This window comes from Pseudarthrobacter sp. YAF2 (assembly GCF_052113345.1).
GTDB lineage: Bacteria > Actinomycetota > Actinomycetes > Actinomycetales > Micrococcaceae > Arthrobacter.
The window spans coordinates 40,252-54,535 of the sequence record NZ_JBFRDA010000012.1; the positions used below are offsets into that span (position 1 = coordinate 40,252).

General features: G+C 67.1%; 8 protein-coding genes. 1 reads left to right on the forward strand and 7 read right to left on the reverse strand.

Annotation, left to right across the window (positions count from 1 at the left end; all coding sequences use genetic code 11):
• Positions 1–72 precede the first annotated feature (72 nt).
• A complete protein-coding gene (gene metH / locus AB4Y79_RS13415; RefSeq protein ID WP_441862583.1) occupies positions 73–3,717 on the forward strand; it encodes a methionine synthase in 3,645 nt (1,214 codons plus the stop codon).
• Positions 3,718–3,735: 18 nt separating this feature from the next.
• On the opposite strand, the gene AB4Y79_RS13420 is transcribed toward metH, so the two are convergent.
• The 7 genes from AB4Y79_RS13420 to AB4Y79_RS13450 all read right to left on the reverse strand — a co-directional run bounded on the left by AB4Y79_RS13420 (position 3,736) and on the right by AB4Y79_RS13450 (position 14,160).
• Positions 3,736–4,170, reverse strand: coding sequence for a hypothetical protein (locus AB4Y79_RS13420; protein ID WP_441862586.1), 435 nt, complete (start codon positions 4,168–4,170; stop codon positions 3,736–3,738).
• 324 nt (positions 4,171–4,494) lie between these two features.
• Positions 4,495–5,880 carry an MFS transporter gene (locus AB4Y79_RS13425; protein WP_441862588.1) on the reverse strand — a complete coding sequence of 462 codons (1,386 nt, stop codon included), beginning with the start codon at positions 5,878–5,880 and terminating at the stop codon, positions 4,495–4,497.
• Positions 5,877–7,796, reverse strand: a complete 1,920-nt coding sequence (locus AB4Y79_RS13430) for an FAD-binding monooxygenase (protein WP_441862591.1) — start codon at positions 7,794–7,796, stop codon at positions 5,877–5,879. The genes AB4Y79_RS13425 and AB4Y79_RS13430 overlap by 4 nt, the downstream gene beginning before the upstream one ends.
• A 223-nt stretch (positions 7,797–8,019) precedes the next feature.
• Positions 8,020–8,592, reverse strand: a complete 573-nt coding sequence (locus AB4Y79_RS13435; RefSeq protein ID WP_441862594.1) for a MarR family winged helix-turn-helix transcriptional regulator — start codon at positions 8,590–8,592, stop codon at positions 8,020–8,022.
• 414 nt (positions 8,593–9,006) lie between these two features.
• Positions 9,007–11,868, reverse strand: coding sequence for an ATP-binding cassette domain-containing protein (locus tag AB4Y79_RS13440; protein ID WP_441862597.1), 2,862 nt, complete (start codon positions 11,866–11,868; stop codon positions 9,007–9,009).
• On the reverse strand, positions 11,865–12,422 hold the full coding sequence (locus AB4Y79_RS13445) for a hypothetical protein (RefSeq protein ID WP_441862599.1): 558 nt from the start codon (positions 12,420–12,422) through the stop codon (positions 11,865–11,867). The genes AB4Y79_RS13440 and AB4Y79_RS13445 overlap by 4 nt, the downstream gene beginning before the upstream one ends.
• A 160-nt stretch (positions 12,423–12,582) precedes the next feature.
• The gene (locus AB4Y79_RS13450) at positions 12,583–14,160 is read right to left on the reverse strand and encodes an APC family permease (RefSeq protein ID WP_441862784.1); all 1,578 of its coding nucleotides are present in this window, start codon (positions 14,158–14,160) and stop codon (positions 12,583–12,585) included.
• Between the last annotated feature and the right edge of the window lie 124 nt (positions 14,161–14,284).

Sequence of the window (14,284 nt, forward strand, 5' to 3'; positions counted from 1 at the left end):
CAACGATGCCATGTCCCCGTAGTACATGGACACACAGCGCAACCTTCGACGCCCCGCCCGTAACCTGTTTAAATGCCTCGTTTCGCACTGGACATCGAGTCCGTCCCCCGTCCCGCCCGTTCGCAGGAACTCCTGGACGCCGTGAACCACCGGGTGGTCATCGCCGACGGCGCCATGGGCACCATGCTCCAGGGCCGGGACCTGCAGCTTGAAACGGACTTCCAGAACCTTGAGGGCTGCAACGAGATCCTCAATGACACCCGCCCGGACGTCATCGCGGACATCCACGACGCCTACTTCGCCACCGGCATCGACGCCGTGGAAACCAACACCTTCGGCGCCAACTGGTCCAACCTCTCCGACTACGGCATCGACGACCGCATCGCAGAACTCGCACTGAAAGGCGCGAAGATCGCCCGCGAACGCGCCGAGGCAGCGGAGGAAATAGACGGCCGGATGCGCTGGGTCCTCGGCTCCATGGGCCCCGGCACCAAACTCCCCAGCCTGGGCCACACCAGCTACGACTACCTCAAGCAGACCTTCGCGCTCCAGGCCGAGGGCCTCATCGACGGCGGTGCAGATGCCTTCCTTATCGAAACCAGCCAGGACCTCCTGCAGACCAAAGCCGCCGTCAACGGCTGCAAGCAGGCCATCGTCTCCAAGGGCATCCGGCTCCCCATCTTCGTCGAGGTGACGGTCGAAACCACCGGAACCATGCTCATGGGCTCCGAAATCGGCGCCGCACTCACCGCCCTCGAACCGCTCGGCGTCGACGCCATCGGCCTGAACTGCGCCACCGGCCCGGACGAGATGAGCGAGCACTTGCGCCACCTCTCCAAGCAGTCCTCCGTCGCCATCGCCTGCATGCCCAACGCCGGCCTGCCCATCCTCGGCGCCAACGGTGCGCACTACCCGCTTACCCCCACCGAGCTCGCCACCGCGCACGAACAATTCGTCCGCGAATTCGGCCTGGGCCTGGTGGGCGGCTGCTGCGGTACGACGCCGGAACACATGGCCGCCGTCGTCGAACGTCTTGCCCCCTTCCGCACCAAAGCCGTGGATGCCAAGGCAAGCAACGCACCGGCAAGAATCCCCACCGAACGCGAGGCCGGCGTCGCCTCCCTGTACCAGCACGTGAACTTCGACCAGGAGTCCGCGTACCTGGCCATCGGTGAGCGCACCAACGCCAACGGCTCCAAGGCCTTCCGCCAGGCAATGCTGGAAGAGCGCTGGGACGACTGCGTGGACATCGCCCGCGAGCAGATCCGCGTCGGCGCCCACCTGCTGGACGTCTGCATCGACTACGTGGGCCGCGACGGCGTCGCCGACATCAAGGAGGTGGTGAGCCGCTTCGCCTCCGCCTCCACCCTCCCGCTGGTCATCGACTCCACCGAACCGCCCGTGCTGCAGGCCGGCCTGGAACTCATCGGCGGCCGCCCGGTGGTCAACTCCGTCAACTACGAGGACGGCGACGGACCCAACAGCCGCTTCGCCCGCATCATGCCGCTGGTCAAGGAACACGGCACCGCCGTGATCGCCCTGACCATCGACGAACAGGGCCAGGCCCGCACCACCGACGGCAAGGTGGCCATCGCCTCCCGCCTCGTCGACGCCCTCGTGGGCGAATGGGGCATGCGGGTGGAGGACATCATCGTCGACTGCCTCACCTTCCCTGTCGCCACCGGCCAGGAAGAAACCCGCCGCGACGGCATCGAAACCATCGAGGCCATCCGCCAGATCACCACCAAGTACCCGGGCATCAACACCACGCTCGGCGTCTCCAACGTCTCCTTCGGCCTCAACCCCGCCGCCCGCATCGTCCTGAACTCGGTGTTCCTGCACGAAGCGGTCCAAGCCGGCCTGACCAGCGGCATCATCGACGCCGCTAAAATCGTCCCGCTCGCCTCCCTCCCGGAAGAGCAGCGCAAGGTGGCCCTGGACCTCGTCTATGACCGCCGCGAATACGACGCCGACGGCAACACCACCTACGACCCCCTCGCCAGCATGCTGGACCTCTTCGCCGGCGTCGACACCGCAGCACTCAAGGACCAGCGCGCCGCTGAACTCGCCGCGCTCCCCACGGGCGCCCGCCTGGAACGCCGCATCATCGACGGCGAAGGCAAGGGCCTGGAAGAGGACCTGGACCTGGCCCGCAGCGAAGGCATGACCCCGCTGGGCATCATCAACGACCACCTGCTCGAAGGCATGAAGGTGGTGGGCGAACGCTTCGGCGCCGGCGAAATGCAGCTGCCGTTCGTGCTGCAGTCCGCCGAGGTCATGAAGAACGCCGTGGCCCTCCTGGAGCCGCACATGGAAAAGGCGGATTCCTCCGGCAAGGGCACCATGGTGATCGCCACCGTCCGCGGCGACGTGCACGACATCGGCAAGAACCTGGTGGACATCATCCTCACCAACAACGGCTACAAGGTAGTCAATATCGGCATCAAGCAGGGCATCGCCGAGATCATCGCCGCCGCCGAAGAACACGACGCCGACGTAATCGGCATGTCCGGGCTGCTGGTGAAATCCACCGTGGTGATGAAGGAAAACCTCGCCGAGCTGCAGACCCGCGGCCTGGCCAAGAGGTGGCCCGTCATCCTGGGCGGTGCCGCCCTGACCCGCGCCTACGTGGAACAGGACCTGGCGGAGCAGTTCGAGGGCACCGTCAGGTACGCCAAGGACGCCTTCGAGGGCCTTGCCCTCATGGAACCACTGGTGCGCGTGGCCCGCGGCGAGGACCCGGACTCCGTCGGCCTGCCGCCACTGAAGAAGCGCATCCACAAGGGCGGCCCGAAGTTTACGGTGACCGAGCCCGAAGCCATGCCCGGCCGGTCCGACGTCGCCACCGACAATCCCGTTCCCGCGCCGCCGTTCTGGGGCACCCGGATCGTCCGCGGCGTCTCGCTCCACGACTACGCCGCGTTCCTGGACGAGCGCGCCACGTTCATGGGGCAGTGGGGGCTCAAGCCCGGCCGCGGCGAGGACGGCGCCTCTTACGAGGAACTGGTGGAGAGCGAAGGCCGGCCGCGCCTGCGCTACTGGCTGGACCGCATCCTCGGGGAAGGCATGTTGGACGCCTCGGTGGCCTACGGCTACTTCCCGGTGGTCTCCGAGGGGGAACAGGTGGTGGTGCTGCACCACGGCGAGGATCCCGACGGCGTCCTGGGCCAGGCGGGCCTGCTCGCCCCCGACGGTGGTTCAGGCAGTCCGATCGGCACCGATCGCTTGCGGTTCGATTTCCCGCGCCAGCGCCGCGACCGGCACCTGTGCCTGGCCGACTTCGTGAAGTCGCGAGAATCCGGGCAGATTGATGTGCTGCCGGTCCAGCTGGTCACCGCGGGCTCCAAGATCGAAGAGTTCACGTCCAAGATGTTCGCGGCCAACCAGTACCGCGACTACTACGAGCTCAACGGCCTGGTCATGCAGCTCACCGAGGCGCTCGCCGAATTCTGGCACGCCCGGATCCGCAAGGAGCTCGGCTTCGCGGCCGAGGAGCCCAAGGACACGGCAGGGTATTTCAAGCTCGACTACCGCGGTGCAAGGTTCTCGCTGGGCTACCCCGCTTGCCCGGACATGGAGGACCGCCGCAAGGTCACCGAGCTGCTGAAGCCCGAGCGCATGGGCGTGGTCCTGAGCGATGAGCTCATGCTGCACCCCGAACAGTCCACCGACGCGTTCGTGTTCCACCACCCGGAGGCCAAGTACTTCAAGGTGTGAGTTGGTCTCGCGGTCCTCTCAGTGGCGTCCGAACCGCTCCCGGGCAGTTCGAACGGATGTGCCGAGGGCGGTGGCGATAACCTCCCACGAGTCTCCCTTCGCGCGGGCGGCGCTGACGGCTGCGTCCAGCTCGGCCGCGGCCTTCGCGGCAGCCGTACGGGCAGCGGAGATCCGGCGGAAGTCCTCGGCCTCCCTGTCCACGGGAGGAGCCGGGCTCAGGCGAAGGAGCGTGCCATCCACCCGCAGCGGAGCGGCTAAGTGCTCGACGTGCAGGACGTAACCTTCTTCGGGCGCGCGCTGAATGTAGAGGGTGAGGGCGGCCTTTCCCTCACCGTCATCAAAGTCCACTTTTCCGTAGCTATCGCTGGGGCCAACAGGCCACGGGCGCGGCTTCAACCGCCAACCAGCTTCGTAATGCGTCGGCTCGAAGGTTGGTGTTTCGCGAGGGGTCATGCTGGCCGTTCTCCTTCAATTGGCTTGCCACTGCGCCCCGACGCGTAGGGGCCGCAGCAAGGTCTCTGTCCACGGTACGGCCGCAATCTGACGGGCACCCGGGTGGCAGGTACCCGAATCCGGCGAAGGCATTTACCTGCGGTGGGCGTAGGTCGGGGAGGACGCGGGCCTTCCGGGTGGACACCATTCCTGCACCTAGAGCAGTCCACCGACGCGTTCGTGTTCCACCACCCGGAGGCCAAGTACTTCAAGGTGTGAGTTTGACTTTCCGGCGGTTCGGGCCGGGGCGTTGTCGGCTGCCCCGGCCCCAAACCGGCGGTTTGGCTACTTGGTGCGGATGGGCTCGTTCGGGACGTCGGCGGTGCGCCGGTCAAAGATGAGTGCTCCAACTTCCTGTTCGGCCTGGTTGTGGATGGAAAGGTCGATGCCGGAGCGGTCCCGCACGAGTGCGACGGCCAGAAGGGAAACGAGCGTCATCCCCACGAGGTACAGGGAGACGGCGTCTGTTCCGCCCGTGGCCTGGACGAGGGCTGTGGCGATGGTGGGGGCAAAGGCGCCGCCGAGGATCGCACCCAGGGCGTAGGAGATGGAGACGCCGGAGAAGCGGACCGAGGCGGGGAACATTTCCGAGTACAGGGCTGCCTGCGGGCCGTACGCCAGGCCGAGACCTACTGTGAAGATGGTCATGGCCAGGTAGAGCATCGGCAGGGACCCGGTGTTGATCATCCAGAAGAGCGGGAAGCAGGCCAGGAGCTGTGCGCCGAATCCTATGAGGTAGGTGTTTTTGCGGCCGATCCTGTCCGAGAGGGAGCCGGCGAGGTAGGTGAAGGCAAGCCAAACGCCAGCACCGTATGTGACGGCGAGGAGCACGTCAGTGCGTTCGTGGCCGACTGCGGGGCCGGACGCGTAGCTGGGGATGAACCCGCCCGTTGCCATGTACCCTGCGGCATTGTTGCCTGCGAAGATCAGGGCCGCGATGATCACGAGCAGCCCGTGGCGGCGGAACAGTTCCACGATCGGAATCCTGGGCTGTTTTTTGGCTGCGGCGATTTCCTGGAAGACGGGGGATTCGTCTACGGTGCGGCGCACGAAGTAGCCGACGACGATGAGGACGATGCTCAGCAGGAAGGGCACGCGCCATCCCCATTCAAGGAAGGCGGCGCCGGGTGAGATTACACCCGTCATCAGCGCTGTGACGCCGGTGGCCAGCAGCAGCCCCAGCGGCACGCCCAGCTGGGGGAAGGCTCCTGCCCGTCCGCGGCGGTCACGCGGGGCGTGCTCGACAGCCATCAGGACGGCCCCGCCCCATTCACCGCCGGCGGAGATGCCCTGCAGGATCCTCAGCAGCAGGAGCATGATTGGGGCGATCACACCGGCGCTCGCGTAGGTGGGCAGGATGCCGATCAGGGTGGTCGCCGCGCCCATGAGTATCAGGGTCAGTACGAGCATGGCGCGGCGGCCGATCCTATCGCCGTAGTGGCCGGCGAGGAATGCACCGAGAGGCCGGAAAAGGAAGCTGATGCCGACCGAGGCGAACGACAACAGCAGGCCGATGGATTGGCCGGCAGGCTCGAAGAACAGCTGGGCGAACACCAGCCCGGCGGCCGTGGCGTAGGTGAAGAAGTCGTACCACTCAACGGTGGTGCCGATGACAGTAGCGAAAGCGACGCGACGCTGGTTCGCCTTCGAGCTGTGGGTGGATGTGCTCATGATTCTCCAATTGATGTAAGCGCCAACGAGCGCCGGTCCGGGAGGAGCGGGGCAAAGAACTCCGCCAGCTCGGCCGTGGCGGTCAGCGGCAGGACGTTTGCGACGTACTGGTCGGGGCGGACCACCACGACGACGCCGCCACGGTCCAGGCCGCGGAGGTCGAAGATGTCCGCGGCAGGGTCAGCCGAGTAGACCTTTTCGTAGTCGGTCAGCTTGAACGGGCCTACCTCCGGTTTGAAAACCGCGGGGACGGCATTGATGTCGATGTCCGTGTGGGGCTGCTGGTAGGTCACCTTGACGTCGAACCAGGCGTCAGGATCAGCGTCCGACGGCGTTGCGGCCAGCGGTGATTCCGGCGAGTTCGCGAGCCACCCGGCGAATTTGTCCGTGGCAGACCCGGTGCCCGGAAGGGCGGGGTCGGCGAAGACGTAGATGCGCCAGCGGCCGTCCGCCCTGGCGTGGTGGCCCAGGTGAAGGGGGGTGGTGTCGCCGACGCGGATCACGGTTGCCGACTTGAAGCGCTTGCCAACGGGAAAGCCCGTGGCCTGGCCCTGGTGTTTCGCGGGGGCCACCAGCATGGACGGCGCGTACTCGGTCATAAACCCTGCCGGGAACTCGGCGGTGCGCACATAGAAGTCCTCAAGCTCCGATGCGTTGGCGAACTCCTCGGGCTTCTTCGCCATGAGCGTGGACCACTGCTTGTCGAAGTCGATGAGGTTCTTCGCCACCACCTGGCGCTCGTCGGAGTAGGTGGAGAGCAGGCTTTCCGGGCTCCGGCCTTCGAGCACATGCCCCAGTTTCCAGGCCAGGTTGAAGCCGTCCTGCATGGAGACGTTCATGCCCTGCCCGGCCTTGGCGCTGTGCGTGTGGCAGGCGTCGCCGGTAATGAACACCCGGGGAGTCCTGGTGCCGCGCTCGTCCGGAAGGACGTCGTCGAACCTGTCCGTCAGCCGGTGCCCCACCTCATAGACGCTGTGCCACGCCACGTTGCGCACGTCCAAGGTGTAGGGGTGGAGGATCTCGTTCGCCTTGCGGATGATCTCCTCAATGGAAGTGCTGCGCACTGCGCCCTTGTTGCGGGGGTCCACCTCGCCGAGGTCCACGTACATACGGAAAAGATGGCCGCCTTCGCGCGGAATCAGCAGGATGCTGCCGCCCGTACCCGATTGGACTGCGCATTTGATGCGGATATCGGGGAAGTCGGTGACCGCCAGGACGTCCATCACGCCCCAGGCGTGGTTGGCCTGATCCCCGGCGAGGGTGCAGCCGATGGCCTGGCGCACCTTGCTGCGGGCACCGTCCGCACCGACTACGTACTTCGCGCGGACGATGCGTTCCTGCCCCTCATGGGGGCCTGATGTGTGGAGAAGGGTCACGGTGACGGGGTACTCCCCTTCGCCCCCGACGTCGAGGGAACGGAACTCAAAGCCGTAATCGGGTGACATGCGTGTAGGCGAGTTGGCCATGACCTCGGCGAAGTAGTCCAGCACGCGGGCTTGGTTAACCACGAGGTGGGGGAATTCGCTGATTCCGGTGGGGTCGTCCGGGGTGCGGGCAGTGCGGATGATGCGGGAGGGGTCCGCGGGGTCCGGTTTCCAGAACACGGTCTCGGTGATCCGGTATGCCTCCGCGATGATCCGCTCGGCGAAGCCAAAAGCCTGAAAAGTTTCCACTGTGCGGGTCTGGATTCCGTCGGCTTGGCCAATGGCAAGCCTGCCGGGGCGGCGCTCCACGATGCGCGTGGTGACACCCGGGAATTGGGATAATTGCGCGGCTGCGAGCATGCCGGCAGGCCCTGAGCCGACAATCAACACATCGACCTCATCGGGAAGCTCAGCCGGCCTGTTGATGCCGACCCCTGCTGCCGGTTGGACCCGGGGGTCTCCGGATACGTAACCGTGATGGTGAAACTGCACGGGATTCCTCACTTCGTTGTAAGCGGTGAGCGTCGAAGGTTCTCAGAACCCGGACGCGTGGTTTTGTGGGATTTGGCTCTCCGCATTTGGCCAGTACGGTTGCGGCGCATGGCTTCACCGGGACAGGCAGGAGCCAAGAACGTGGTGGTGGAATGGACCTCGCGGCCCTCGGAGCGAATTTCAGGTGCCCTGGCGTTTCACGCCGCCATCTTGCCCTGGAGTCCTAGGAACGGGGTGGGTGGTGTTGTAGAAGCTTGCGCAACAGTTCAGTCAGGATGCTTGCCTCGGTGCTTGTCAGGCCACCCGCCCATTCGCTTTCACGCAAACTGTTCTTGCGCGCGAGCTCTGTCACCCGTTCCTCCCCGAGTGGCGTGAGCCGGACAAGTGTTTTGCGCTTATCTGAGATGTCTGCTTCCCGGGCCACCAGCCCGTACTTCTCCAGGGTGTTGAGCAAACTCGACATTGAGGCCGTTGAAACGCTGGAGAGCCTTGCCAGCTCGTTGGGATGGCCCGCTCCAACGGCTCGAATTGCGAAGAGAAGCCTGAAAGCAGAAAAACTTAGGCCCTCGGGGCGGTGGACGCTGACGTCCAGGTCGTTCGTAATCCTGTTGGCCAGACGTATCAGGTTGAAGCACAGGGCCATGGCGTCGTCGTCGAACTCGGGAAACATCTCCCTCGTGGAGTCGTTCGCGAGCTTTTCGAACTCGATGCCGCTGAGTTTCTCGTTCCGTTGGGCTCTCAACTCGGTCATCGTGCGGATCTCAACTTCCTTTGGGTCCTTGTACTCCTGCGCCACCAAGGACCAGCCGTAAACGCAGCGGTCCTGGCTGTGCTCTCGCCGGCGTTCACCATCTCGGTTCTCCCGCCCGGTACTGACCGAGGGGTTCCGTTTAGCTGCAGCGGGATCCCTGCAAACTTTACTAGAAGTCTAGCGAATCAGCAATGCCCTTTCTCAATATCGCTTTTGAGACATTCGGTAGCTGAGGTTGAAGTCCGGTGCAACTTCTCCACACTGACGGGATCTTCATGCGAGGATACGCCAAGGCCCGAGCAAACTTAATTAGATGTCTAGCGAATAGAATTAGTAAATTGGATCAAGAGACTCCCGTTGATGCGGATGGCTAGCTGGGTATGACAAAACCACCGACAGTGAGGTTGCGGGCAGCTCCCGAGTTCCGCGCAGCATACGGGCTGGTTCCCAGCGGTGTGCTCAGAGCCTGAGCTGGTGCCGGTCCCTGGCATGCGGTGATGGTGTGCAGGCGGCGTGGCCGTCCGCGCCGGATACCGGGCCGGCGACCGGCTTCACCCGCCGGAGCGCGGCCAGGACGGCCCGCCCCACCACCCCGATCCCGATGACCGTAGTGACGGCGCGCAGGGTGTCCCATCCCGCCGTCGACGTCAGCAGTGAGTAGAGCAGGAAGCTGCTGAGGTTGGTGCCCAGCGGTGCGCCCGGCACGTACGAAATGCCGGTGCCGCTGCCCACCGCAAAGGGCCAGAACCACAGATTGAGCAGTAGGCCGAACACGTAGGACGCCACCACGCCGTACCCGGCCAGCATCCACAGCTCGGCCCGGCCGCGCACCCGGCGGGGGAGCAGGCCGGCCCCCGCGCCCACCCACGCGCAGGCGAACATCTGGAAGGGTGTCCACGGCCCGATGCCGCCCCACAGGGCGCTGGAGACGGCGATGGTGGCCGCGCCGAGGAGCATGCCAAACCGCGGACCGAAGGCCCGTCCGGCCAGGACCAGCAGGATGAACACGGCTTCCACGCCGCCGACGCCGGTACTCGCCACCCGCACCGCGGAACCTACCGCGGCGAGGACGCCGAGCAGCGCCACCGTGTGTGCCGAGCGGACCGAGCCGTCCAGGGACACCACGACGGCGGCCGCGGCCAGGGGCGCGATGGCCAGGGCAGCGTACGGGGTGGCTGCAGCGGCATCCTGCGGAAGTGCCGCGGCAAGCAGCGGCCAGCAGAACGCCGCCAAAGCCAGCAGGTTTGCGGCCGCCAGGACTGCCAGCTCGGCGGCCCGCGGCATCCGGAGCCGGCGGGGCGGCTTCGCGGCTGGCAGGTCGGGCCGGCGGTCGGTCGCCCGGGCCGGGGCCAGGGGTTGTGCTGCGGGAACGTCTGCTGACTCATCCGGATCGGCGGTCAGGGCAGAGGGCGCCACGCCGTCCCGCATCGGCAGGATCCGGGCCCCGAGGCGGTGCGCAAACTCGAGGTCGTGGGTGGCGAACAGGACCGCTGCGCCCTCCGCGGCAGCGGCCCGCAGTGCTGCCGCGACCGCCGTCCGCGCGGTGGGATCGAGCCCGCGGGTGGGCTCATCGATCAGCAGGACCTGCGGCCGGTCCATGGTCTGCAGCGCGATGGCAAGGATCCGGCGCTCGCCGGCCGACAGGTCCCGGGGGTGTTCGTGTCCGATGGGCATGCTGACGTTGCCCCGGAGCCGGGCAAGCCGTGCTTCCGCCGTGCCGGGCGCGGGCTTCCCAGCGGGCTTTCCGCCGGAGCTTCCGCGCGTCTTTCCGCGCGCCAGGCGCCGCTCCGCAGCCCTCAACTCGGCGGCGACGGTGTCCCGGGTGAAGAGGTCGTCGGAGGCGTCCGGCACCAAGGCCACCCGGCCGCCGTCGTCCGTCCTTGCATCGCTGGAGCCCTCGCCCAGGGCAAGCGCCACCAGGAGGGACGACTTTCCGGCCCCGTTCGGGCCCACCAGCGCCACGATCTCGCCGGGGTGCAGGGCCAGGGACGCCTCCCGCACCTGAGGCGTGCCGCCGCGGTGCACGGCAAGGTTCGTGGCCGTGAGCACTGGTGCGGTGTCCGCCAACTGTGGGGCAGGACCGGCAGTGGACTGGGCGGGAGGCGGCGACGGCGCCGCGCCGGGCACCAGCGCGCCGCCCTCGATGGTCCACCACGAATCGGCGACAGGCACCAGCGCTTCCGCCCGGTGCTCCGCCACGATCACGCACACACCGGAGTGGCGGGCGAGGCCGTTGAGCACGGCGATGACGCGGCGGCGCGCTGTGGCATCGAGGTCGGCCAGCGGCTCGTCCACCAGGAGCAGGAGGGGATGGTCCACGACGGCGGCGGCGATGGCCACCAGCGTTGCCTCACCTGCCGACAGGGTGCTCACGTTCCGGTCCAGCAGTGCCGAGACCCCGATCCGCTCCGCCACCTCCAGCATCCGGGCCTTGGCGGCCGGCCGGGCCACGCCGCGCAGTTCCAGGGCCAGGCCAATCTCGTCCCGGACCCGCGTAGTGGCAAAGGCGGCGCGGGGATTCTGCAGGACCACCCCGGTCAGGCCGGCCGTGTCGCGCGGCGGGGCAGCGGCCCAGTCCACGCCGGCCACGCGCACCGTGCCGGAGATGCCACCGCCGTCGACGTGCGAGAGCAGCCCGGCGACGCCGCGCAGGATGGTGGACTTGCCGGAGCCCGTGGGCCCGGTGATGACCGTGATGGATCCGGCGGGCGGCGTGAACCCGGCCGCGCGCACCTGCGCGCTGCCAATCCGGAACTGTGCGTCCCGGACCAGGAGCGGTACGTCGCTGCCGGAGGCGGGGTGGGGCGCCGGGCGGCCAGCGAATCCGCGCAGCTCCAAGGCTGCGGCAACCCGGGCGGCATGCTCAAGGGTGCGCTCCAGCACGGGAACCAGCGCACGGGGTCCGAAGCGTTCGCCCCGCAACCGGAAGGCCAGGCGAACGGAGGCCACGGCGTCGGACAGCGCAGGGAGCGCCGCCCATGCCACCACCAGCATCCGGGCCACGCCCTGCAGTGGGCCGCCCCGGGCCAGCCGCACGAAGCCGCGGGACACATCAACCCACGCGTTGAGCAGGCCGAAGCCGAGGATCAGCCCGGCAATGGGCAGGGCGGACAGGACCGCCTGCCAGAGGCCGGGGGCCGTGACCGGGCCGAGCAGGACCACATGGGCGTAGGGCGCGGGAAGCCGGACCTGCGGCATGGCGAGCAGGAGCGGCTCGCCGATTCCCGCCCCGTTGAACAGGATGCGGTAGATGACCCGCGCCGCGATGAAGACGGCGGCGAGGGCCGCCGCCGCCCGTAACGGCGCGGGCCTGAAGGTCATGCCGCGGGTGCAGCCGGTTCGTTGTCCACGGTGTAGAGCAGTTCAAGGCTCTCGCCGGGGCTGAGCTTGAGGGTGTCCAGGCCTTCCTGCGCGTAGGCCCATGTGCCGGCGGCGGGCTTCACCCAGAGGGCCCAATAAGAGACCGTGTTTTTGTCATCGCAGGCTTCGCGGGTAGTGCCGCCCTTGTGCTTGATGTCGAAGTCCGCAGCGGGCACGCCGTTGACGCGGCACGCGAAGCTCGTGGGGTACTTGGCGGTGCCCTCGATCTTCACGTCGGCTTTGCTCAGCACGTCCGATGCCAGAGCGGGCCCGTCCGCGGACACGCAGGTGGAGGTGTCGGCGGCAGCCTGCTTCAGGGAGGCGGAATCCACCACTACCTTCACCCCGGTGCAGGGCCCGGCGGAGGCAGAGGCGCTCGCCGATGCCGAGGTGGAAGCAGATGCGGAGGGAGCGGACTGGGTGGCGGCCGGCGTGGAGCAGGCGGCGAGGGTCAGCAGCAGGCCGGCGGCGGCGAGTGAGCTCGCGGCGGCGGTGCGGGTCTTAGTCAATGTCACCTGTCAAGGGTAGGGCGTGCCGGGCCGGGAACCGGATGCCGTCGCGTTGTGTGACGCAACGTCTCGGCCCTTCACGGGCCCGGACACGCGTAAAGGCCGACGACGGCACTCACCACTGGAACGCGGGGGTGGGTGCCGCCGTCGGCCGGTCCGCGGGGCGTTACGAGGATTCCGTTGCGAAGGCCCTGCTGACCTCCAGTTCCTCCTCGTCCGGTACATAGGGCGCGGGCCCGGAGGACGGGTGGGCAGAGACGGCGGCGGCGTGCTCGGCCAGCACCCCTGTCTGGTGGCGGATCTTCAGCCGGTAGAGCAGGGTTCCGCCAATGACCACGGCGGCTACGAAGATCACGCCGCCCCACTGCAGGTACCACTCGAACGGCGGCACCGAGTTGTAGATTTCCGGGCGGGGCCACACCAGGTTCAGCGTCATGGCAGCACCCCACAGGACCGCCAGGATGTTCACGGGAACACCCCACTTGCCCATGCAGAACCCGGGCTCGGACCCGTCGTCGGCCAGCGGCCACTGCTTCAGGAACCGTTTGCGCAGCAGGGGAACCGTGACCAGGAGGTAGGACAGGTAGATCAGGACGATGCTGATGCTGGACAGGATGGTGAAGATGGCCGGCTGCATGACGTTGACCAGCAGCGGGATGACGGCCATGACACCGATGACGATCGCGGCCACGGTGGGGGTACGGCGGACGGGATCAACCTTGCTGAGCTGCCGGCTGAACGGAAGGTTGTTGTCCCGTGCCATGGCGAACATCATGCGGATGGCGGCGGCGTGGACGGCCAGGGTGCACACCACCACGGCCACCACGATGCAGGCCAGGAAGGCCTTGCCGAACGGACCGCCCAGGACGGAGAGCACGATGTGCTGCAGGCCGCCGTCGGGGGAGCCTATCTGGGGGTCCGCCAGGTCCGGTGCGGCCAGGATGCCGAAGAGCAGGATCAGCCCGCCCAGCAGGAACGACGCCGTGACGGCGCGCAGGATGGCCTTGGGGGCCGTGCGCTTGGGGTCCTTGGTTTCCTCGCCCAGGGAGCTGGCGGTATCGAAGCCGTACATGACGTAGCCGGAGGCCATGGCTCCGATCAGGAAGACGCCGAAGAAGCCAAGATCGTGGCCTTCGCCGAAGCCGTTGGTCTGGAAGAAGACCTCAGGGCCCCGCACCACGTGCCAGCCCAGGGCGAGGATCAGCAGCACGGCCGCTACCAGCTCCACGAAGACGCCGATGCTGTTGATCCGGGTCATCAGCTTCACCCCGAACGCGTTAATGAGGGTGGAGATGGTGATCATGATGGTGGCCAGCACCACGCCGTTCATGGCGAAGTCGTAGGGCCCGGTACCGTCACCAACGAACTGGAAGCCGGACCAGAGCTGCGGCAGCGTGATCTGCAGGGCCAGCGCCACCGAGCCCAGCGCCATGATGGAGGACAGCAGCAGCAGCCACCCGGCCAGCCAGGACGAGGTCCCCGACGCCAGCCGCTTGGCCCAGTTGTAGACCGAACCCGCCACCGGGTAGCGGCCGGCCAGTTCAGCGAAACACAGGGCCACCATCAGCTGGCCCACGAACACGATGGGCCAGGACCAGGCATACGCCGGGCCGGCCATGGAAAAACCAAAGTAGAACAGTTGGAAAACACCGGTGAGGATGGAGATGTAGCTGACACCCGCGGCGAAGCTGGCAAATTTGCCGATACTTCGGTCGAGGGTCTGGGTGTAGCCGAATTCGTCCATGCCGCTTGAATCAATACTCTTGCTGGGTTCCAATATGGACTCCTGGATCAGAAAGCACGATGGGACCGGCCGCCCTGGGGTGCGGCGGAATGACATTGGTGGGGGCCGTCGCTGGTAGGGAAGG